This is a genomic window from Micromonospora sp. TSRI0369 (assembly GCF_001905625.1).
Classification (GTDB): domain Bacteria; phylum Actinomycetota; class Actinomycetes; order Mycobacteriales; family Micromonosporaceae; genus Micromonospora; species Micromonospora echinospora_A.
In genome coordinates this window covers 47,804-69,631 of the sequence record NZ_LIVU01000002.1, presented here as the reverse complement: position 1 = coordinate 69,631, position 21,828 = coordinate 47,804, and the positions used below count along the sequence as shown (strand labels likewise).

The 21,828-nt window shown below is 69.4% G+C and carries 18 protein-coding genes and 1 pseudogene; 8 read left to right on the top strand and 11 right to left on the bottom strand.

Annotated elements, in window-relative coordinates; genetic code table 11:
- Window positions 1-290: 290 nt before the first annotated feature.
- Window positions 291-479 (top strand): annotated as a pseudogene (locus AMK25_RS05660) (IS256 family transposase); the annotation flags it as partial.
- A gap of 312 nt (window positions 480-791) precedes the next feature.
- Here the strand turns inward: AMK25_RS05660 and AMK25_RS05655 are convergent.
- The 9 genes from AMK25_RS05655 to AMK25_RS05615 all read right to left on the bottom strand — a co-directional run bounded on the left by AMK25_RS05655 (window position 792) and on the right by AMK25_RS05615 (window position 9,494).
- On the bottom strand, window positions 792-1,436 hold the full coding sequence (locus AMK25_RS05655) for an N-acetyltransferase (protein WP_143194685.1): 645 nt from the start codon (window positions 1,434-1,436) through the stop codon (window positions 792-794).
- 147 nt (window positions 1,437-1,583) lie between these two features.
- Window positions 1,584-2,402: a hypothetical protein gene (locus tag AMK25_RS05650; RefSeq protein ID WP_198937453.1), complete on the bottom strand. Its 819-nt coding sequence runs from the start codon at window positions 2,400-2,402 to the stop codon at window positions 1,584-1,586.
- 97 nt (window positions 2,403-2,499) lie between these two features.
- Window positions 2,500-3,249 carry a class I SAM-dependent methyltransferase gene (locus AMK25_RS05645; RefSeq protein ID WP_073827142.1) on the bottom strand — a complete coding sequence of 250 codons (750 nt, stop codon included), beginning with the start codon at window positions 3,247-3,249 and terminating at the stop codon, window positions 2,500-2,502.
- A gap of 61 nt (window positions 3,250-3,310) precedes the next feature.
- Entirely contained in the window at window positions 3,311-4,456 is a 1,146-nt protein-coding gene (locus AMK25_RS05640; RefSeq protein ID WP_073827141.1) for a class II histone deacetylase, read from the bottom strand.
- A 42-nt stretch (window positions 4,457-4,498) separates the two neighbouring features.
- A complete protein-coding gene (locus tag AMK25_RS05635; protein WP_073827140.1) occupies window positions 4,499-5,707 on the bottom strand; it encodes a histidine decarboxylase in 1,209 nt (402 codons plus the stop codon).
- Entirely contained in the window at window positions 5,704-6,474 is a 771-nt protein-coding gene (locus AMK25_RS05630; protein WP_241826254.1) for a hypothetical protein, read from the bottom strand. Before AMK25_RS05630 ends, AMK25_RS05635 begins: the two co-directional genes overlap by 4 nt.
- A gap of 232 nt (window positions 6,475-6,706) precedes the next feature.
- Complete coding sequence (locus tag AMK25_RS05625) at window positions 6,707-8,152, bottom strand: APC family permease (RefSeq protein ID WP_073827139.1); 1,446 nt, start codon at window positions 8,150-8,152, stop codon at window positions 6,707-6,709.
- Window positions 8,153-8,163: 11 nt separating this feature from the next.
- Entirely contained in the window at window positions 8,164-8,451 is a 288-nt protein-coding gene (locus AMK25_RS05620; protein ID WP_083664635.1) for a hypothetical protein, read from the bottom strand.
- 212 nt (window positions 8,452-8,663) lie between these two features.
- Window positions 8,664-9,494: an N-acetyltransferase gene (locus tag AMK25_RS05615; protein ID WP_198937452.1), complete on the bottom strand. Its 831-nt coding sequence runs from the start codon at window positions 9,492-9,494 to the stop codon at window positions 8,664-8,666.
- A gap of 1,013 nt (window positions 9,495-10,507) precedes the next feature.
- Between AMK25_RS05615 and AMK25_RS05610 the strand changes: the two genes are divergently transcribed.
- The 4 genes from AMK25_RS05610 to AMK25_RS05595 all read left to right on the top strand — a co-directional run bounded on the left by AMK25_RS05610 (window position 10,508) and on the right by AMK25_RS05595 (window position 13,815).
- On the top strand, window positions 10,508-11,398 hold the full coding sequence (locus AMK25_RS05610; RefSeq protein WP_073827136.1) for a helix-turn-helix domain-containing protein: 891 nt from the start codon (window positions 10,508-10,510) through the stop codon (window positions 11,396-11,398).
- Entirely contained in the window at window positions 11,395-11,613 is a 219-nt protein-coding gene (locus AMK25_RS05605; RefSeq protein ID WP_073827135.1) for a DUF397 domain-containing protein, read from the top strand. Before AMK25_RS05610 ends, AMK25_RS05605 begins: the two co-directional genes overlap by 4 nt.
- A 307-nt stretch (window positions 11,614-11,920) precedes the next feature.
- Window positions 11,921-13,234: a hypothetical protein gene (locus AMK25_RS05600; protein ID WP_073827134.1), complete on the top strand. Its 1,314-nt coding sequence runs from the start codon at window positions 11,921-11,923 to the stop codon at window positions 13,232-13,234.
- A gap of 2 nt (window positions 13,235-13,236) precedes the next feature.
- Complete coding sequence (locus AMK25_RS05595; protein WP_241826252.1) at window positions 13,237-13,815, top strand: GNAT family N-acetyltransferase; 579 nt, start codon at window positions 13,237-13,239, stop codon at window positions 13,813-13,815.
- Between the two features lie 967 nt (window positions 13,816-14,782).
- On the opposite strand, the gene ribD is transcribed toward AMK25_RS05595, so the two are convergent.
- Together ribD and AMK25_RS05580 are read right to left on the bottom strand one after the other, a co-directional pair.
- On the bottom strand, window positions 14,783-15,670 hold the full coding sequence (ribD, locus tag AMK25_RS05585) for a bifunctional diaminohydroxyphosphoribosylaminopyrimidine deaminase/5-amino-6-(5-phosphoribosylamino)uracil reductase RibD (RefSeq protein ID WP_073827133.1): 888 nt from the start codon (window positions 15,668-15,670) through the stop codon (window positions 14,783-14,785).
- Window positions 15,670-16,656, bottom strand: coding sequence for a hypothetical protein (locus AMK25_RS05580; RefSeq protein WP_073827132.1), 987 nt, complete (start codon window positions 16,654-16,656; stop codon window positions 15,670-15,672). Before AMK25_RS05580 ends, ribD begins: the two co-directional genes overlap by 1 nt.
- Before the next feature lie 642 nt (window positions 16,657-17,298).
- Here AMK25_RS05580 and AMK25_RS05575 point away from each other — a divergent pair.
- From AMK25_RS05575 to AMK25_RS05565, 3 genes are all read left to right on the top strand, one after another.
- Complete coding sequence (locus AMK25_RS05575; protein ID WP_073827131.1) at window positions 17,299-17,433, top strand: FxLD family lanthipeptide; 135 nt, start codon at window positions 17,299-17,301, stop codon at window positions 17,431-17,433.
- Window positions 17,434-17,542: 109 nt separating this feature from the next.
- Entirely contained in the window at window positions 17,543-20,560 is a 3,018-nt protein-coding gene (locus AMK25_RS05570; protein ID WP_073827130.1) for a lantibiotic dehydratase, read from the top strand.
- Entirely contained in the window at window positions 20,557-21,819 is a 1,263-nt protein-coding gene (locus AMK25_RS05565) for a lanthionine synthetase C family protein (protein ID WP_073827129.1), read from the top strand. The genes AMK25_RS05570 and AMK25_RS05565 overlap by 4 nt, the downstream gene beginning before the upstream one ends.
- Window positions 21,820-21,828: the final 9 nt, after the last annotated feature.

Genomic DNA, 21,828 nt, shown 5'->3' with positions numbered 1-21,828 from the left:
ACACCGCGTCCATATCCGCCTCCAAGGCCTCAGCGCGTCGATGCCGCCTCACGCCGGCGACCGGTGCTCGTGCAGGACCGGCGAGTTCTGTCCAGAGTAGAGACGTCCGATGTCACTTGGCGAGCGAACTCCCGTCCTGCCTGCTGCACCAAGCCGCCGGCCGCCGCAGCCCACCCCGCGTGCAAGCGGTCAATGGGACCTGCGGACCGCGGCGACTGCGCTGGGGTGTGGATCTAACAGTGTTTCCGGCCTGATTGCCGGGCGTAGCGCCTGGTCAGGAGGGTGCCGTGATGACCGCGACACTGAACGACCAGACCGGACGGAAGAAGCGGCCCGAGCCACCGGCGGAGGCGAAAGCCGCCGCCGAGCTGGGCCGGACGGCCAAGGAACAGGGCTTGTCGTTGACGGCTCCGGACGGGCTGTTGAAGCAGTTGACCAAGACGGTCTTGGAGACTGCGTTGAACGAGGAGCTGGCCGAGCAACACGCAACAACCGCTGCAGGCCGTCGCCAGACCGTCAAGGAGTCGTCGACCCAGTTGGCCGACGAGGCACCACCTCAGTGGCGACAGCGGGCACGGTGACCACCGGTACGGCCGATCCCAGACGAACACGTGATCATGAGGCGGCTGCCTGCCACGCCGCGGTGACACACAGCTCGTCGACGGTCCAGCGACACCGGGCCGAGCAGCTACGACACGAACTCCACGGACGAGTTTCGCCTTTCGGGTACGGCTGTGTCACGGGGCCGATCCCAGACCCGCAGCTGGCCCGAACAAATTGTCGATCGCGGGTCAAGCTCGGGAATCGTGACGGCGGCCAGCCGGGCGGCGCGCTGCGGTGGCGGTATGGCCGCGCTGGCCGGGGCGACGGAACATCGGTTGGATGGTGACGTCCTCGGCCGGGCGCGCGATCGCGTGGTCAGTGTCGTAGCCGGCCTGGGCGAGGAGGTGTTGCCCGGCGGGGAGGGTGAGTGTCCAGGACGGCAGATCGATGAGGTCGAGCCGGCAGCGCAGGTGCTCCGTCAGCGCCCGGCCCCGGCCGGTCCGCTGGTGCGTGGGGCGCACGGCCAGAAAGGCGAGGTGGTAGTGCGCCGTAGTCGGTTGCCGGCTGTCCATGATGTCGGCCAGGAGACGGAAGCGCTCGGCGTGTGGGCCGGCGGCTGTGGCGAGGCGCGTGGCGTAGTCGGCCGGTGGTGGAACGGGCCCGTACTGGTGGAAGCAGACGGTGGCGGCGGTGAGGTCGCTGGTGACGTGGACGTCGCCGTAGAACATGGCGTGTTCGACCCAGATGGCGGCGACGCCGGCCAAGACCCGGCCTCGTTGTTCCTGGTCGGGTATCAGCCAGGCGGCGATGGGAGTGGGTTGGAGGGCCTCAGCGATCACCGTGGCGACGATGTCCTGTTCGCGCCACCGCGCGGCCCGGATGTGGTGCGGCACCTCGTGCCCTGCCTTTCTCTTGCTGCCTTTGTCGTCGTGCTGGTTGGGGTGGCCGGCGCTAGGGGACGGGAGAGCCGCTGTCGCAGGCCACGAGGGCCCGGTCGCTGCCTTTTTCCTTTGGGTGCGGCGGCCGGTCGGCTTGTCATGTCACCGCAGGCGAGTCACGACTGCGGCCGTGGTAGGTGAGGTGGGCATGTCGGTGCTGCGGGTGTGGGCGTGGGCCAGCAGGAGGGTGTAGGAGTGCAGGCCGGGTCGGCGTCCGCCGTTGATCCATTCGGTCGCGGCGAGCAGGTCGCCGGTGTCCGGGTGGATGAGCAGCGTCGAGGTGGATCCGTCGGCCACGATCTCGAAGGACATGCCGGTCCGGCCGGCCAGGTCGGTAGTCGTGCCTTTGTAGGTGAGGTGGGGGGCCGCTGCCAGGGCGCGCAAGGTCGTCGCTCGTTGCCGTGGGTTGAGGTGCTGGCTGGTGGCCAGTTCGACGATGCCGCTGGTCAGGATCCTGGGGTAGGCGGGCTCGCCGGCCAGCGCGGGCGGCGCGAGCAGTCGGATCAGCTCGCGGGGATTGGCGGGGATGTCCCCGGGGAGGTGGGGGTGCAGGTCACCGATGCCGTGGTGCAGTGTGTGCGGTACGGCCCGGCTGAACTCCTGGCGCTCCTGCGGTGTGGGCTGGTGGTTGAGGCCGTGCAGGTCCGGTGCCCGGCGGATGATCTCTCGGCCGGAGCCGTCCGCGTCGTGCCGCCAGCGCCGTACGTCGGTGCGGACGATCGTGGTGCTCGCGCGTGCCCAGCTCTGCAGGTGCAGGTAGGTGTAGGGCAGTCCGTCGGTGGTGTCGGCGGGGGCGGTGCTGATGGTGTCGGCGAGCAGGTTCAAGCGCTGCTGGGCGGTGAGCCCGGCGACGGTGGCGGCTGCAGCTGGTGTGCTGGCGCGGCGCGGCGGACGCGGTGCCGGCCGGTCGTGGATCGGCATGGCAGCCGGTGAGCAGAACGAGGACGAGGCTGCCGCCGAGGAGCGCGACACGTTGCCGGCGGGCCTTGAGGGTCAGGTGGGTCATGGTTGTCGTGCCTTATCTGCGCGCGCGGGCGTGGATGACCCGGCGTTCGTAGGAGCCCAGGAGTACGCGGGGGTCGGTCATGAGGTCGGCGAACCGGTCCGCGTCCGTGTTGGTGATGTTCAGGCGGGGACGCAGGTGAGTGATGACGTCGGCGAGGAGCCGGCAGCCGGGGTCGGCGCCGGTCCAGGTCTCGGTGGTGGTGTGGATGCAGTGCTGCACCATGCCGTGGCTGAACAGCAGGGTTTCGGGGTCGGCGGTCCAGGTCGCGCCATGCGGGCCGGTGAGGGCGCGGTGGGCCTGCTGCAGGACGGTATGGATGAGGGTGGCGGACTCGTCGTCGGGCGCCCGGTAGATCCGGGGGGCGGTGGTGGTGATGTCGGCGAGGACGAGCCAGCCGCCCGGGCGCAGCCGGGTGGTCATCTGCGCGATCAGGTCCGCGGGGTCGCGCAGGGTGCCGTGGGGCCAGCGGGCGAGGATGTGGTCGTAGCCGGCGGCGTGGCCGGGCACCGGGTCACGGTTCAGGTCCAGCTGGTGGACGTTGATGACGGCGGTGTCGGTGAGGTGGCCGGTGTCGGCGTCGACGGCGGTGACGGACCCGTAGCGGCCGACGAGCCGGGCCAGGAGGGTGGTGCTCTCCTCGCTGGCGCCGACGTCCAGCACCCGATGATTGGTGCGGATATCGAGTCGGTCCAGGACCGCGTGAATGCTCGGGTTCAGCAGTAGGTGTATCGGCCCGGCGTGGGCCGGCAGCGTGGTTGTCATGGCAGTCCTCAAGATGTCGGCGTGGCGGGTGATGCCGGTGGCGTCAGGTGCTGGTGCTGCCTTACTGGGAGCCGGTGATGCTGGTGGCGGCTGGGCTGATCCGTTCGACGAGCTGTGCGGCTGCCGCGATCACCTCGCGCTGGTGGGGCAGGAAGGGCTCGGCGGTGTACCCGGCGACGACGGCGGCGAGGGGGTCGGTGACGTGGGTGGTGGTGCCGGTGAGTTCTTCGAGGAACGCCAGGGCGCAGTAGGGGGTGTAGAAGGGGCTGTAGCCGCCTTCGTGGGCGGCGATGAGCCGGCCGTGGCAGAGCCGGTCGGCGGCGCCGACGAGCAGGCGGGTCATCTCTCGGTAGGAGGCGGCGGTGAGCATCTGCCGGGCGAGGGGGTCGAAGACGTTGGCGTCGAAGCCGTTGGCGAGCAGGATCAGGTCGGGGGCGAAGCGGTCCAGTGCCGGGAGGACGACCTGGTGCATGGCGTTGAGGTAGGCGGCGTGGCCGCTTCCGGGTGGTAGGGGCACGTTGAGGGCGTAGCCGGTGCCGTCGCCGGTGCCGTTTTCGTGGGTCCATCCGGAGTCGGGTGGGAAGCAGCCGGCTTGGTGCAGGCTGATGGTGAGCACGCTCGGGTCGTCGTTGAAGATGGCCTGGGTGCCGTTGCCGTGGTGGGCGTCCCAGTCCACGACCGCGACGCGTGCGAGCCCGAGTTCGGCTTGGGCGTGGCGGGCGGCGACGGCGATGTTGTTGAACAGGCAGAAACCCATTCCCTGGTTGGCGGTGGCGTGGTGGCCGGGTGGGCGGACCAGGGCGTAGCCGTTGGTGATGTCGCCGTGGGCGGCGGCGGTGACGAGTTCGATCAGCCCGCCGGCGGCGAGGCGGGCGATGTCGTAGCTGCCGTGCCCGACCGGCGAGAAGCCGTCTCCGGCGTCACCTCCCCCGCCGCGTAGGTCGCTTTGGGTCTTGATGTGCTGGACGTAGGCGGGGGTGTGCACGCGTGTCAGTTCGGCGACGGTGGCTCGGCGAGGCTCGATGACCATCAGCTCGCCCAGCAGTCCGCAGGCGTGGATCAGCTCGTGGACGCGTCGCTTCGCGTCGGGGTTCTCGACGTGCACGGCGGGTTGGACACCGGCGGTCGGGTCGGCGGGTAGCAGGCCGGCGCTGGTGCCGGTGTCGTGCCACAGGTACTCGGGATGGAAGACGTATCCGGTGGTCATGATGGTTGCCTTTCGTCGGTGGGGTGGCTGGTGCTGGTGTGGTCAGCGCGCGTGGGAGCTGGCGGGAGATGCTGTTGCCGGTCTCGGTCGCGGGATCGGCCGGATTCGCGGGCGGGTGGCGGCGATGTCGGCGACGAAGGCGTCGACCTGGCCGGGGGTGATGCCGGGCATGCAGATGAGGTGGCTGGTGTCGCCGTCGGTGGCCAGGAGCCACTTTCGGCGTACGTGCTCGGGTGGGGTGGGCAGGACGACGGTGAAGGCGTGCGGGTGCCGCCAGGCGGGCCAGCCGACAGCGTTGAGCCGCTCGACGGTGTAGGCAGCCAGCCGGCGGGCCTCGCTGGCCCGCCACCGGTGCCCCTCCCGTCCGTGAACGGCGATGGCATGCCACAACAGCGCAGCCGACAGGCCACAGCGGGAGCCGGTGAGGGTGGTGTCCGCCGTGGCGGTGTAGGCCACCCGGGAACCGGCGGCGCGTAGGTGATCGCGGATGAGCACGATGCCGCACGGCGTCGGTGTGCCGAAGAACTTGTGGCCGCTGATCGCGACGCTGCCGATGCCGCTGGCGTCATCGAGGGACAGCCGTCCGTCGAGGGCCAGGGGGATGCCGGACAGGGCCGCGTCGACGTGCAGTTGCCCGCCTGCGTGATGCTCGTCGAGGACCGCGCGGATGCGGCTGGTGTCGTCGACCGCCTCGGTCATGGTGGTGCCGGCGGTCGCGACGACGATCGCCGGGAAGCGGCGCCGCCGGTGGAGCTGCTCGGCGAGGTGCGCGTAGTCCATCTCCCCATCGGGGCGCGCGTGGACCGGGATGCCGTGCGCGCCGAGCAGGCGCACTACCTTGGCCACGGAGTAGTGGGCGGCGGCTGAGTAGTAGATCCGTGCCGTTGGTTTGCGCCGGTGCGCGGCGTGCAGGGCGGACAGGGTGCCTTCCGTGCCGCCGGTGGTGACGTAGCCCCACCGGTCGTGGGCGGGCATGGCGAGCAGGTCGGCTGTCCACGTGATGACCGCGCGTTCCAGCGCCCGGGTGTGCGCGATTCCGCCCTCGTCGGCGGGGTCGCCGATGTTGTTCCACAGCCTGCCGCCGAGGCGGGTCATGACCTCCGTGTGGTCGAGGTCCACCGCGCCGGGGAACCCGATGCTCGTCGCCGCCGTGGCGTCGGCTTCGCGAACGAGGTGGTCCAGCACGGCCGTGATGTCGATCGGCGCGCGGCTCAGGTCCGCGGCGGCGGCCAGTCTCAGGGTGTGGGTCACGCCGGCCGTCCGCCGTGCAGGTGGGAGGTGAGGGTGTGGTGGAGCATGCCGAGTCGTCGCCACAGCTCGCGGGTGGCGTCGTCGCCCTGCTCGGTGAGGTTGGCGTGCGGGTTGTGCCAGTAGGCGGGCCGGTCAGGGTCGAGGGTCTTGGTGCAGCGGATCCCGTCGACGCCGATGCGGGCCTGGGGGTCACGGTCCAGGTGCAGGGCGGTGCCGTCGGTCAGCAGCACGTAGCACTGGCCTTTGAGGTCGAAGGCCGACAGGTACCGGCCGCCGGATCCGTCCCGGAGGGTGCGGGCGACCTGCTGCCAGCGGCCCTGGTCGGAGTCGAGGGTGCTGACCCCGACGCCGACGTAGGTGGCGCCCGGCGGCGGGCTCATGTCTCCGCCGTTGACCATCGAGGCGTCCGGCCCGAGCGGATGCCACCGCCGCCCGGCGGAGGCGGCGCGGGCGATGTTGGTCCGGACCACCTCGGCTAGGTCGGCCAGGAGCCGGGGCAGGTCCTCGGATTCCGGGGAGGCCAGCCACAGCCGGTAGGCGGTGTGCAGCAGGTAGCCGTGCGGCTCGGCCGGTGCCTCGGAGACGAAGAACAGCATCAGCGCGTGCGGGCCGAGCGCCTCACGGGTGTCATGGCGCTGGTCCGCCTCGACCATGTGGCCGGTGTTGAGCCGCCTGCACCGGTAGGCGACCTGCACGCGCAGATCCGCCCACCGCCGCGCCTGTCCCGGCACCTCGTTCCCGTCGGGCGCAGGCTGGTCCGTGGGCATGTCCGGCGGGGGTACTGCCGCAGGCGGGGTTGGAGGGGCCGGGGGCGTCGGCGGCCGGTGGTGCTCCCCCGGCGCGTGGTAGCCGGGCGGCGTGCCGACAGCCGGGTGGCGGGGGCCCGGTGGCGCCGCCGGAGGGTGTTCCGGCCGCCAGCCGGGATGCAGGGGATCGACGCCGTAGCGTCCGCCAGGCGGGGTCATCGCCGTGTGAGTCCTCATCGCTTGCGCCCCTTTGTCAGATGGAGACGTTGATGGCGTCGGGTACGGCATGGGTGGCCGGTGTGCCACGGCCGATACCGGCGTAGACCTCCGGACGGGACCGGCGCACGTGCCCGGCCCACAACCCGCCCACGACGGCCGTGGCGACGAGGATCGCGGGCAGCAGCAGCGGTGCCCGTGACCCCGGTGGGGCGCCGAGCAGGGAGTCCGCGTTGTCGACCATCAAGGCCAGCACCGCCACCCCGCTCGCCACACCGATCACGGGTGCGAGTCGCCATTCCCATACGCCGGCCCTCGGGCCTCGCAGGCCGGCTGGTGCTCGCACCGCCGCCACCGAGGCGGCTAGGAGCAGGCACAACAAGCCCATCGCGCCCAAGGCCGACAGCCAGGTGAACATCACCGCGACCGGGTCCGCGCCGGACAATGCGAACCCGCCCACCACCACGACGGCGATGCCGGTCTGCGTCAGGGAACCGCCGCGCGGCGCGCTGACGCGAGTCGCGCTGCCGGTCCTTGCGAGCCCGGCAGGCAGCACGCCTTCCCGGGCCATCGCGAACACGTACCGGGCGATGACCGAATGGAAGGCCAGCATCGACGTGACGATCGCGCAGATCAGTACCGTCTGCGCGAGCGGTACCCACCAGCCGCCCAGGCGCTCCAGCACCGACAACGGCAGGCCCGCCGCAGGGTCGGCAGCCAAGTCGGCGACGGATCGGGGACCGGCGGCGATGCCCATCGCCCACGCCGCTGCCGCATACACCCCGCCGAGGACGAGCACCGCGGCGATGGTGGCCCGGCCGACCGACCGGCGGTCGATGGCCTCTTCGACGAACGAGCCCGGCGCGTCGGTGCCCATGAACGCGGCCACGCAGAAGGCGACCGCACCGCCGATACCGCTGACCGCCAGGCTCGAGGCGTCGAAGCCTTCCCAGGACAACCCGCCGTCCGCCGGCTGCGCGAGACCGGCCAGCGTGAACGCGGTGACGATCAGCAGGGATACCGCCACCACGGCGGCCAGCACGCGGGTCGACAGCACGATCGCCCGCACACCCACCACTCCGACCACGGCCACGGCGATGCCCGCCCACACCCACCACGCGCCGCCGAGCTGCCCGGCCATCGTCGCGCCGAACAACCCGAACAGGCTCGTCTGGATCGCGTTGTAGGCGGTCAGGGCGACCAGACCGGCGGCCACACCCCAGCTACGACCCAGACCGTGCGCCAGGATGCCGTAGTACGCCGCCGCGTGCCCCACCTGCCGGGCCATCGCCGTGTATCCGACCGCGAGCACCGCCACGACACCGGCCACCAGCACGAACACCAGCGGCAACGCCTCCACCCCCGTGGTCGCGTACGTGGCGACGATGCCTCCTGCCAGCACCACCATCGGCGCCGACGCCGCCGCCCCGAACACCCACAACCCGAACGGAGTCAACGTCCGCCGGGCCAGGGCCACCTGCACATGCGTCGACCTCACCGCTGCCCCCGATCCAGGGAGTCCGGACAGCGCGAGTGCGCCGGCACATCGGGACAGCCGGTGCGGCGGCAGCCGTCCACCGGGTGACCGTCCACGTCGGTCGCGTTCGCGGCCACGACGTGCACCGCCACGGGCCGTACCGGGCCGCCCCGCCAGTAGTCCTGGTCCCGACCGAGCCGCCGCTGCGCGACGCGAGCGTCCGGCGCGAACCCGAACAAGTCGTGCCTGCCGTCCGGCCACTCCCGCCTGATCGCGTACCCCCAGACGAACTCGCGCGACGTCACAGCTCCCGCGTCCGTGACGGCGGCGGCACCGGCGGGCGCAGCACCGAGCCACGCCAACAGCCACCGGCCGGCATTCGGCCGTCGTTGCCGCGACGGGCAACGGGTCGTAGCAGCCAGCATGAGAAATGCCTCCTTGCATCGAGGGGAAAGGTGTATGCAAACGCCCGCTGGCCGACGGCCAGCAGCCGTGCATCGAGGTGCCGAAACGGCTGTCAGGTCGTGTCGACCCGACCTGGAAGCGGCGGCGCCGCCGACGGCCCTGCGCCGGCAGAAGCCGCCGCGGCCCGGTGCAGCCGCACACGCCGGGGCAGGCCGTCACGCCGCTCCCCGCCGCGCCGCGGCCGGTACATCCGCCACAGCACCGGGCCACCGGACCCCAACAGCAACGGTGACCGCGGCAGGTAGCCGAGCTGGCCAAACAAGCTCTCGCGAGGTTCGCTGCCGCACACCTGCGTGTACGCCGGCAGCGCTTCGGCATCCACGACCCGGTGACAGCTCGCCAGCAACGCCCTCGCCGCCGCGGCCTCCCCGGGACGGGCCGCGAACTGTGCCAGATAGTGATGCGGCGTACGCGGCACCACCGCGTGCAGCACCGCGAATCGCGCCGCGAACGGGCCGAGCAACCGGCGCAGCTCACACCCCCACCCCGCACCGGTCGGCGGTGGCTCCAGCCGCGAAAACCACACCGCGACCACGGCACGATCCTCGGTCGTGTCGACCCGGCCGTGCCGCACCGCATACATCAGTACGAACTCGGCATACCGACGCAGAGCCCTATCGCGCACGGCCGCGTCAGGCACCAGCCACGCACCCAACGATCCGGCCCACAGATCGTGAGCCAACAACGCGGCCAGCACAGGAACGTCGTCGCCGGTCGCGCACACCACCGCCTCACCCGGAACCTGCAAGCCGAGCAGCCGACGAGCAGAATCGCCACGTCCGACCGGCCAGTTGGGAACAGACTGCGAACCTCGCATCGTCAGCGGAGCGTCCATGTCGACCGCCTTCGCCGGCACGTTGTGTCGCGCCGCTGCCACCGTCATGACGGCCCCTCAGCTCGCAGCCTTCCGCCACTGGACGCCGCGACGACGTGCGCCGCAGCCGGGGTCTGCCGGGCCACGCCATCCAGAGCGACCAAGAGCTGGGGACTACCGGGGGTGGCAGCGCTGATGCTCATCGACGTTCTCCTTTTCAGGGTGAGGAGCTGCGGAAAGGGGAGGGATGACCGACACGGCCCGCAGACTTCGCATGCCGCCGGCGACCTGCGCCCGATCACCATCGGATCGATCGGGGCGAAAGACTCCGGGCTGGTACGCGGCGTCGCCAACACGCCCGGGACCACGTGCGCCTGCGGACGCCGTCGCCACAGACCGGACGAGGTGCGCACCTCAGTAGCCGGCCCGACGGTCGACGCGGTGCCCGAGGGGCCGGCTTCTGAGGCAACTCCGCCGTCACGTACGGTCGGCAGGACAATCAGTGCTGCCATAGACCGAACGAGAAGTTCCGCCAACGGACGCGTCCTCGCGGCGATTCCTCGTCTCGCAGCGCTTTCCAACTCCGTCACCTCTGCCCTGGTTCTGCTGGTAATCCAACGTGCCGCTGACCTTCGTGAATGAGCTGGCCGCCGCGAGAGGCCGCTTCGCAGGCGGCGCAGCGAAGAGAACCACCGCAACGGCCACACCACCGTCGAGACGCCCGATAGGTGACCATTCCGGCCAGCCAGCCGACAGCCAGACTGGCCAGGACCGCAATCGCCGATAGCAACACAGCGGCACCGCCTGTCCAAGTGACCGTCAATACCGATCCGCGATGGAGTACTTAAGCTGAACCGTCATTCATTCATGGAGATCATGCCCAGCAGAGGACGGCGCGGGGAATACCTACTTCCGGTCCGACTTGGCATACCGACTTGCGATCCGACCAGTATCTGACCTGCGCAAACAGTTGTGGAGGGCCCGCTGACTCAGACTCCGCCAAGGCGATGATGGGGTTACAGTGAGCGCACCCCGGCCGGCTGCACCGTCGACCGGGCTTGCGTAGTCCCTGGAGGCTGCCGGTGAATCGCTCTAGTCCGTATGTCCGCCGACAATGGCTCGGACGTGAAATCCGCCGACTGCGGGAGGAACATGACGTGACGAGCGAGTCGATCGCCCGTGCGCTGCGATTTCCGAGGCAACAGATCAGCGCGCTGGAGAACGGGCATCTCGGCCCTGACATCGATCTCGTCAGCGGAATCTGCGACTACCTCACGGTCGGCATCAATCGGCGGGCCGCGATTATGGACGCCGCCGCCGACGGTTGGGCGCGTGGGTGGTGGGTGGCCGACGCACAACGGATGGGAACCCGGCAAGCCATATACGCGGATCTGGAAAGCGGCACCAAGACGATAACCGAATTCGCCATCTCACTGATCCCCGGCCTACTCCAGACCCCCGCCTACGCCGCTGCGCGGCTCCGCAGCGAACCGGCCCGCCACGGCGACGGGTTCGATCCCGCTACCGCGGTTGCCGCCCGCGCCCGCCGTCAGAGCCTGGTGCTCGCCGGCGGCGGGCCGCGCTACGAAGCCGTCATCGACGAGAGCGCGATCCGGCGACGCGCCGCTGACCCCGTCGTCGTCGCGGAACAGCTTCGACACGTCATCGCCGTATGCGCGAATCACCCGTCATCCGTGGTCGTCCAGGTGCTGCCGTCCGACACGTCGATCACAGGTCACAGCGCGCCCCGGTCGGCGTACTCGATCTACCGCTATCGCGACCCGCAGGGCTCACGGGCTGTCGCGGTCGACACCCTGACCCGCGACATCATTCACACCGATCCGGCCGAGCTGGACCCCTACGTGAGCCTGCACAGCCGACTCAAGGCCGCAGCGCTCGATCCCGCGTCAAGCATCCGCCTCCTCCGCGCCGCGGCGCAGAGTCTGGCACCCACCGAAGGAGCCTCGATATGACCTACCGGCCCAGCACCCAGCTCACCTGGCGCAAGTCCAGTCACAGCGACGAGGGCAACTGCGTCGAAGTCGCCGACACCCACGAACCGATCCTGGTACGCGACTCGAAGAACAGCGCCAGACCGGTACTGCGATTCGCCCCCGAGCAATGGCGCACCTTTACGCAGGCGGTCCGCGATGGCGGATTCCCGTTTCCGGCCGCAAGGGAGCAGTAGCAGAACCTGAGCATCTCGCGATGCTGCGTCACACGCCCCGGCGGCCGAGATCGGCCTTCCGATCTCGGCGACGCCACTCAGGACCGCCTTGACTCTGCGTGATCCTGACGCCACGATGGCAGCAGCCGGCCGAGCGATGCCAGCGACCTCGACTGAGGACGCCCGGTGAGCTCGCACGTCTGCTTGAGTCCGGTTGGGTCCACGGGAGGGTTCGGTGCCTCGTCATCCGGACACACTGATCACGCCGAACGCGCAACTCGCCCACAAGCGCGCAGGCCTGCCGTCACCACGGCGACCCGGACAGCGCATGTCCCGGACCGAGCTGGCCGACGCCGTGAACACCGCCCTGGCCCAGCTCTACCCAGACCGCGACCTCACCGCCCAATGTGTCGACCACCGGTGGGTCGGCAAGCTGGAACGCGGAGAGCACCGATGGCCCAGCGATGAACGGCGCGCCGCGCTACGACTCGTGCTCGGCGCCGCACGTGACACCGATCTCGGCCTCTACAGCCCACGGCGCACCAGTGCACTGGCTTCTGCCGACCACGACCGCGAGGCCCCAGACACCCCTTCGCTCACCGACGAGACCGCCGAGCCGCTAGCACAGCCGCACGGCGTAACGTCCGGTGATGTGAGGCGAAGAGCCGTAGTGGCGTTAGGTGTGATGGCCGCTCTCGCAGGCGCCGAACAGCGTCTACCAGACTTCACCAACGGCAGGGCACGCAAGATCGGTGTCGGCGACGTGGCGCCGTTGGAACACAGTGTGAGGCATCTGTACAGCCTCGACTATCAGATCGGCGGCGGCAGCCTGTGGCAGGCCGCCGCCGTCAAAGTCCGCGACGGCTACTCGATGCTGGAACAAGGCTCCTACTCCCCCCCAACCGAGAGCCGGCTCCTCAAGGCCACCGCCCGACTGGAGATGTGCACCGGATGGCTCGCCCTGGACGCGGGCGAGCATGTCGTCGCACGCACACGCTTCACCGAAGCCCTGATCCTGGCGCGACAGACGCAGGATCGAGAGGTCGAAACGGCAGCCCTTACCTACCTGGCAGGTCAGGCCAACTCGCTCAACCGACCGCGAGAGGCCCTCCGCTTCGCCTCATCCGCCGCGCAGGTACCGACGATCAATCAGCATCCGCGCTTAGCCGCCATCCCCTGGCTGCGTCTCGCCGTCGCGTCATCACTGACAGGCGATGCGCGAGGCTCCGAGACCGCCATCACGAACGCACGGAGGATCGTCGACCGCGACAGCGAGAAGCCAGCCGCGGAGTGGTGCTCCTTCCTTAGCCACACCGAGATCGACGGACTCCACGGCACATGCGAACTGACACTCGGCCGACCGGCCCGCGCGGAGAAGCTACTCGACGCAGCTGTCCGCGGCTACAGCGACGGTTACGCCCGAAACCGAGCGTTGTACCGCGTCCGGCTCGCCCATGCACGCCTCCTGCAAGGTGAACCGGAAGGCGCGGCCGAAGCAGCGAATGCCGCACTGGACGACATGGTTGGCGAAGTGGCAAGCTCGCGAGTCTCGACAGAAATGACTAAGGCGGCCCACCTTTTCGCAGCCCACCAGGGCATCGCCAAGGTTGATTCCTTTCTCGACCGACACCGAAAGACGTGACCATGGAGATGAGCGAGCAGATTCTTACTGCGCGAATCCGAACATTAAAACAAGATTCCTTCCACGACTACCGGGATGAGCTGATCGAGGTTTACGAGGAGGTCTATGCGGAACAGCTAGACGATCCGTTCTTTTCGTCAGAGAGATACTGGAGTCGACTAATGGCCTACGCTGCAAGGGATGGGTTTCGGGCTGTTGCCGCCGGGGTCGACACAACACTAGTCGGATATGCCCTGGGTTACACACTGCCCGCGGAATCGCGATGGTGGCAAGGGCTGCGATCCGACGTGGACGCCGAGACACTCGTTGAAACCGGCACCAGGACGTTTGCCCTCAACGAAATCATGGTACGAAAGACATGGCGACGTCGTGGAATCGCCCGACAGTTGCATAACGCCCTTCTTGAAGGGGCAAGCGAGGAGAGAGCAACGCTACTCGTACTGCCCGACAATGCTGCCGCCCAGGCGGCATACCGCAGTTGGGGGTGGCAAAGGGTCGGCGAACTTCAGCCCTTCGATGACGCCCCGGTATACGACTCGATGATTCTCGAATTAACCGAGCCACAAACTGCGGCAGACTGACTACGCCATCGATGTCTGAATAAATCCCGCTACTGCCTGCCATGGTGTTGATGGAACCCGCCGCGCAGACCTGGGCGGCTCTGGGGCGTAGGGACTACGGCCCCGAACGGGAGCCGTGTCGCTGACCCTCCACTGCTAGCCAGACCGTGTCGTCCCGCCTCGAATGTCGGCTATCTCGACGCCCCGCGTGAGCTGACCGTCTCGATCGCCACCTAATGGCTGTCACACGGGGCGGTAGACCCGAGCGTCGGCGAGAGGCGTTGCGGTGATGCCGCGGCGGCGTTGAATAATCCGCGGGGTGGATGTTGCCGATCTACTCGCCGGGCTGTGGCCATGGTCCCGGCTGATGTCGTCAATGAGGCCGGCGTAACGGTGGTGGACGTCCGCGAGTACCCCGACCACGACGAGTGGGAGGTTGCGCTCGACCTCCTTGCGGACTTTGACACGGGTTGGCGACCACCGACCGCTTGGTGGGATCGGCTGATAAACAGCGCCGAGATGCTGGGGCTCTCTGATGCTGCCGCATGGTGCCGCTGGGGTCGGTGGGAGAGCATCCACAGAACCGTCCGCGCCGAGTTGCGGCGGGCATCCTCCGACCGCTGTGGGATATCGGCAGGCGCACGGCGGCGGGGCGACCCGGATTTGCTCGTGGCACGCATCTGGGTGGAGTCGGCGCTGGCGTTGCCGCCGGCCGCCACCGGGTCGGTCCGCCTTGGTCCGCTGTCCCCAGCCTCTGGAGGCACCTGCAGCCGGGCATGACGATCAGCTGCACGAGGGCCGGCCCACATTGGGAACGGCCACCATCACCGAGACGTCGTATGCGCGCTGACTCGGCACGACCGAGAACAAGCTCGACCGGAGTGTGGCGGCACTGCGTAGCGCGTCGTCTGACACCCATCGTTAACCCAACACGCTGCTCACCGAAGCCCGCGAACGGCTTCCATCGCCGCGGTGGCCCGAGCAGGGCTCACGCAGAAGACGGCCTCTGTCGGCGGAGGCGAACACGCACGCCCGGATCTCCGGGGAAGATATCGATTAACTCGAAACCCGCGTGCGCGAGGTCTGCGGTGACTGCCGCGAGACCGCCCTGAGGTGGTGCCTTTTCGACAGCAACCACAACCTCGTCTACGCAGTTAAGGTTGTCTCGCAGTACACCGGCATGACGCCCGCCAGTGACGATGGCCGTGCGCGAGCCGGTGGCGTAGCAGGCCGAAAGCCACCGTTGGAGATCATCGCTCGGCTCCCCTGGCAGGGTGAAGTGTTGAGGGGCGTGTCCGCCCGGCCTGCCTTCTTCGATCGTCTTCTCGCCCAGAATGACATCCGTCCTGCTGCGCAACTCCGCAATTAGTTGCTCATAGCCGATGTGGCTGTCCTGGCCCTCGAGAGCGTAGGCCCAGGTCAGGTAGGGGCGGCGTCGGCGGGTGGCGGTGAGCCAGGGGCCGAGAACGGTAAGCGTCTCCTCGGGGAGCACGTTGGTTTCGACGTCGATGCCGTGGGCGGTGAGTACCGCGGCGCCACCCTCGCCTCGGGAAGTCGGGTCGATGAGGCTGATGACGACTCGCGCGATGCCGGCCTCGATGAGTTCCTGCCGACAGGCCGGAGTGACGCCGACATGGTTGCAGGGTTCGAGCGTGACGACAGCGGTACCGCCTAGCGCGGCGGGGCCTGCTGCGCTTAGCGCGTTGACCTCGGCGTGTGCCTCTCCTTTGCGTCGGTGATAGCCCGCGCCGACGGTCACGCCCTCGCGGTCGAGGATGACACAGCCGACGGGCGGGTTCGGGCTTGTCGTTCCCAGACCGAGCGACGACAGAATGATCGCTTGGCGCATCGCCGCGAGTTCGACGGCGGTTGCCATCAGGCGACCTCCTGAAGATCATTGAGGAAGGCGTGAACCTCTGGCAGCTGCTGGTGCCCGCTAACCGTAGCGCCGAGTTGCGCGAGCTGATGCAAGACCCGTCGTGATCCTGCCCGGTGCGCGATGGGCAGCGCTTGGTGTGCCGCTGCCGCTGCCTCATCCGGTTGGTGTGCTTCGGCATGAGCCATCGCCTTGACCAGCAAGGCTGACGCGAAGTCCTGGCGGTGCCGGCGCGGAATCGCCGGACGGGCCTGGCCGAGTACCTCGATCGCATCCTTGGGCCTCTGTGCCAGCCGAAGGCACGCCCCGCGGTGTATTTCGATGTATCCGCTGGTGCAGTAGGAGGCGTGCTCGCCTTCCGGCTTTCCCGGGTAACGGTCCGCTGCCCAGCGGTGCGCGGAGTCGAGCAGCCGCATGGCTGATTGATGCTCGCCCGTCGCGGCGAGGGCGTGCGCGTGCTGCACGCGCAGCGCCGCGCGCATCGGGCGAGGAAGCTTCGGGTCATGCAGCAGCGCGGCCTCTGCCTGCTCAACGGCTTGGGCGGCGCGCCCCGATGCCAGCCATGGTTGGCTGCTGCGGTAGGTGGCCCAGGCGGTCATCGTCGGGTCGGCGATCTCGTCTGCCCAGGCGAGGGCTTGTCGTGTTCGGCGGTGGCCGGCGGCGTGGTCGTTGAGAGATTGGTGAAGCCATGTCGCGGATTCGGCGTACTGGGCGGCGAGTCGAATAACGGCGGGTCGAATGGCTTCGGGCACCCCAGGCAGGGTTTCCTCGATTGTGGCCAGTTGCTTTATGACGCCCATCAGTGCGTACTCGGGACCGAACACCTTGTCGTTCTGTACCAGTAGATGCCACTGCTCGCGCAGGAGGTAGATGGCCTCGTCCCAACTACCCGGCTGAGGCTCGACCGTGGGCCCTTCACCGTCTGCCCCGTCGCTACGTCGAGGGCTGTAAAGATCGAGATCCGCATCGGTGACAGCACCGAGCACCTGACGCAGAGCTGTCCGCCGCGCTTCGCTGGGCCACCGATGCTCACCGCGTTCCAGCCTTGCCGATCCAGCGGGAGTGGACGTACTGGGCGGTGACGTCGCGGTCGGGATAGATCCGATCGAGCGGTGTTAACCGCATCGGCCAGCTCGGTCGCCGTTGTCGCCGTTCGCCACCGCGCCCGGCGCTACGGGACATGCGCTGGCCGGGTCGCACAGGTGAGGGCAGCCGATGCCGGGCGTCGCTGAGCACGGTGTTCGGACTGATCATGGTGTCCGGATGACGAGGCACGAGTTCCCCTTACCCAGCCTGCTGAGCCCTGCCGACTATGCCACCGGCTGTCTCGATCATCCAGCCTTCACGCTGTCGCGCCGCGAGGGGACACGAAGTCGGACCGCAAGTCGGTATTCCCGCACCACTAACCATGAGTGATCGTGTCATGTGTAGCCGGTAAGGCTCTAGGGCGGCAGCCGGCCGCTTCGGAACCGACGTGGAAGTCAGGGAAGGCACGTGTCGCTGCTCGGCCAGCGACAGCAGCTCCCGCTACCCGATCCCGGCTGCGGAGGAAACGCGAAGTAGCCCACGGGCTGGTGGCCGCAAGGTCTGCCTGCCCACCCATCGAAGTCTCGTTGGAGGGACCAGTCATGGAGAACCTGCTCGCCGTCAGCGGTGAACCGTTCCAGCTCGACGTGGAGATCGTCACGGAGGGCCCGGTCGCCGCCGCGCTGCTGGGGGACACGGACGACGGCTGCGACACCGTGAGGGGCGGCGACTGCTAGTCCGACGTACCGGCCGGTTCCGGCCGGTGGTCCCCCAGCCGCCGGCTGGAACCGGCGCCACACGAGGCAGGTCCGCGCAAGGAGACTCATCGACGGCTGGAGGGCGGTCATGTTCCGTGTGGTAGATGCCGCCAGTATTCGCATCGCGGCTCGCGTCTGGCCGGATCGTGAAGCGCCCTGGCCGCACCGGCATGATCCTGCCGGTGTCGAGTCATGGCTTCGAGCGGCCTGGCGTCAGGTAGGGGTCTCGGAAGCGGTCTGGGTGGCAAGTCCCGCACTTGCCGACCGTGTCGAGGCGGCTCTCGCTGACGCGAGGCTCGACGCCGGCCAGGCGTGGCGGATGGCGTTGGCAGTGGCACGGTACCGGGCCCGCGCCCGGGGTCGAGCGACGCCGTTCGGGTTGTTCTCGGGGGTCGCGCCGCTACGCCTCGAGGCGGTAGCCGCCGTGACGCCGTCGGAGCAGTCAGCGATCCGTGTGCGGCCGGACGCGGAGTGGCTGGCGTCGTTGATCGCGCTCCTGGAGGCCGATCCGACCGTGCGCAACGGGCTGTCCGTCCAGGCCAACAACCTGGCGCAGGTGTCGGGGCTTCGGATCGTCGTGCATTGCCGGCCCCACGCCTCCGTGCCCGCCGACGGGATCTCGTCGGTGAGGCGTACCGAGGCGGTGCGGCTGGCGATGTCTCTGAGCGCCGAGCCGGTGCGGTGGGCCGAGCTCGTCGACAAGATCGCTGCCGGCTATCTGGAGTTCCCGCGTGCCTCGGTCGAGGCTCTGGTCGCCGGCCTGGTCGAGCAGGGTGTGTTGATCTCGTCCCTGAGGCCGCCGTCTACCTGCACCGACCCGATCAAGCACCTCCTGGACCAGCTCGACGCAGCCCTCGACGTCGGATCCGTCAGGCAAACGGTCAAGAAGCTTCGGACGCTACACGGTCACCTCGGTGTCACCACGGGCCAGGCGATAGACCTTGGTGGGCTGACCGCTCGGATGCGGGAGCTGGCGGTAGTTGCACAGCCGTTAGCGGTGGATCTTCGGCTCGCGGATCAAGTCGTTGTGCCGCATCAGGTCGCCGCGGAGGTCGTCGCGTCGGTGGAGGTGCTGCGGCGATTGACGCCGCATCCGACGGGGCGCCCCCAGTGGCGCGCCTACCACTCCCGGTTCGTCGATCGGTACGGCATGGCGGCGCTGGTGCCGCTTGCCGAGGTTGTCGATCCGGTGACCGGTCTCGGCTTCCCGGAGCACTTCGGCGATGCTGACCTGGCGGCTCCGCTGTCCGCTCGGGACGAGCGCCTGCTGGCGTTAGCACAGCAAGCGGCGCTCGACGATGTTCGAGAGCTGATTCTCGACGATGCGACCGTGGGGGCGCTCGCCGGCCCCGATCACGCAGGAGGCAGCGTCAGTCCGCATGTCGACGTGACGGCGGAGGTGCGCGCGGTGTCGTTGCGCGCACTGGCAGAAGGCCGGTTCGTTGTCGCGGTGACGGGTATGGGCCGGTCGGCTGTGGCGACGAGTGGCCGCTTCCTCGACGTGCTGCCATATGCCGAGCGGGAGTTGATGCGCGGGCAGTTCGCGCGCCTTCCGGTCGCGGTGGAAGGTGCCATGGCGGCTCAGGTGAGCCTCCCGCCGCGCAAGCTTCATGCCCAGAACGTGCTCAGCTCTCCGCAGGTCCTTCCGTGGCTGGTCAGCATGGCCGAGCACCGCCCGACCGCCGAGGACATGATTGGCCTCGATGACCTCGGCGTTGCTGCCGACGCTGCCCGACTTGTCGTGGTGTCGATGTCGCGGCGCCGCGTGGTCGAGCCCACGGTGGCGCACGCCGGCGCCGTGCACACGATGCCTCTGCTCGCCCGGTTCCTCGTCGAGCTGCCGCGGGCCCTGGACGCGCGACTCAAGCCGTTCGACTGGGGTGCGGCGTCGTGTCTGCCGTTTCGGCCCGCCCTGCGATACGGACGGGTTCTGCTGTCCGCGGCGCGGTGGCGGATCGATCCGGCGCGGCTTCCCGCCGCCGACGCCAGCGACGGCCGATGGTCGGTGGCGTGGGACGGGCTGCGGGAGCGGCTGCGGCTGCCGAGGTGGGTGCAGGTCGGCCGCAGCGACCAGCGGCTGCGACTCGACCTCGATCAGGCCATGGACCGGTCGCTGTTGCGCGCGCACCTGGACGCCAACAGGGACGCGGGGATCACCATCGTGGAGGCCGCCGGGTCAGAGGACTTCGGATGGCTATCCGGCCGCGCGCACGAGATCGTCGTACCGGTCGCCTCCACCGCCGCTGCGGCTGCGGCGCCCGCCTCAGTCGCTGCAAGAGCCTCGTGGCCGCCGTACGCGCCCGCTGACCCGGTGCTGCCGGGAGAGAGCGGGTTACTGTCCGGATCCCTCGCCGTCGACCCGTCGACGGTGGAGTTGGTGTTGCGGCGAGGGCTGCCGGCCCTGTTCGCCGACTGGCCCGAGCCGCCGATGTGGTGGTTCATCCGGATGCGCCGTCCTTACTCACACCTGCGGCTTCGGCTGCACACCGACGACTACGGGCAGGCGGCGATCAGAGTCGGCCGGTGGGCAGTCGCGCTTCGGCGGCAGGGACTCGCGGGTGATCTGCGCCTGGACACCTATCGTCCCGAGACCGGCCGGTACGGCACCGGTCCCGCCATGTCGGCCGCCGAGGAGCTGTTCGGCGCGGACTGCCGTGCCGCCCTAGCCCAGCTGGCAGCGAAGGACTCTCAAATCGCACCGCAGGCGCTGACCGCCGCGAGCATGCTCGACCTGGCCGCCGCAATGCTTGGTAGCCGCGAAAGCGGATGCGAGTGGCTTGTCGCCCGGCCGGAGCACGCCGGACGAGCGCCAATCGATCGGGGCGTCCTGCGCCAGGCGGTCGCCCTCGATCCGACGCTCTTGCCAGACGAGGTTCAGCGTGCGTGGCAGGAACGCGCTCAGGCCGCTGGCCGGTACGCCGATGCGTTGTCCGCCTTCAGCGGACCGCTGACCCCTGCGACGGTACTCACGTCGCTGACGCATCTGCACTTCGTTCGCGCGCACGGCCCGGACGAGGCCGCCGAGCAGGTCACCTATCGGCTCGCCCGCCACATCGCGCTGGCCACGGTCCGTCGCCGTGTCCCTACCCCAGGAGCCGCCCGATGACGGTTACGCCGCTTGCCACGCCGCTCCTACGAGCGGCTGAGACGATGGCCTCCTGCATCAGCGACACCCTGATGGAGCCGCCGGCGCTACCCGACGGGGTCGGCTACGGGCCGCGGAGCACCCGCTGGTACGGCCAATCGCTGTCCAAGGGGGCCGCCGGGGTAGCGATCCTGCACGGGGTGCGCGCGCAGACGGGGCACGGTGAATGGGAACCGGTCCGTGCCTGGCTGCGTCACGCGAGCGCGGAGACGCTGAACAACGGCCACGGAGCGGGCCTGTGGTTCGGTGCACCCGCCGTCACTCACGCGCTGACCACGGCCATGCCGCACGCCCGACCTGCTGCCCTCAACACGCTGGATACCGCCGTCGCGGACCTTACCGAGCATCGGCTCACCGCTGCCGACGCTCGCCTCGCTGCCAGCGCCCGACCTCGGTTGGCGGAGTTCGACCTCGTCCGCGGGCTGACCGGCCTGGGCGCCCACCTGCTACGCCGATCCCCGGACGGTGACCTGCTGCGCCGGGTGCTGGCCTATTTGGTGCGGCTCACCGAGCCGGTCGACGCCGACGACGCCGTAGGCCTGCTCGCGCCGGGTTGGTGGAGCGCGGACCCACCCAGCAACGGCGAGAGCCGTGAGCGCGGCGGACACGCCAACGTCGGCATGGCGCACGGCATCACCGGTCCCCTGGCCCTGCTGTCGCTGGCCATGCGACGCGACATCCGGGTGCCGGGACAGTCCGAGGCAATCGACCGGATCTGCTCGTGGCTGGACACATGGCAGCAGACAGACGCGGCGGGCCCGCGGTGGCCCGAGAAGATAACCGTCGCGGAGTTACGCGCCGGGCGGCCCGCCATCACTGGACCAGCGCGCCCGTCCTGGTGTTACGGCACCCCGGGGATGGCCCGCGCCGTGCAGCTCGCCGGTATCGCCCTCAGTGACACCGACCGGCAGCAGGCGGCGGAGGACGCGCTGGCCCGCTGTGTGGCCGACCCCGTCCAGCTCGGCCGGATCATCGACCCGTCGTTGTGTCACGGCTGGGCGGGCCTCGCCGCGACACTCTGGTACGCCGCCGCCGACGCCCGCGACACCCGCCTACCCGCCTCGGTGCCCTACCTGATGCGTCTGCTGGTCCAGCACGCCACCGACCCCACACCCGCGTCGTCCGGCCTGATCTCGGGGCCGGCCGGCATCGCCCTTGCCCTGCACACCTTCGCGACCGGAACCGACATCCACTGGTCCACGAGCCTGCTGATCACCTAGACAAGGAGC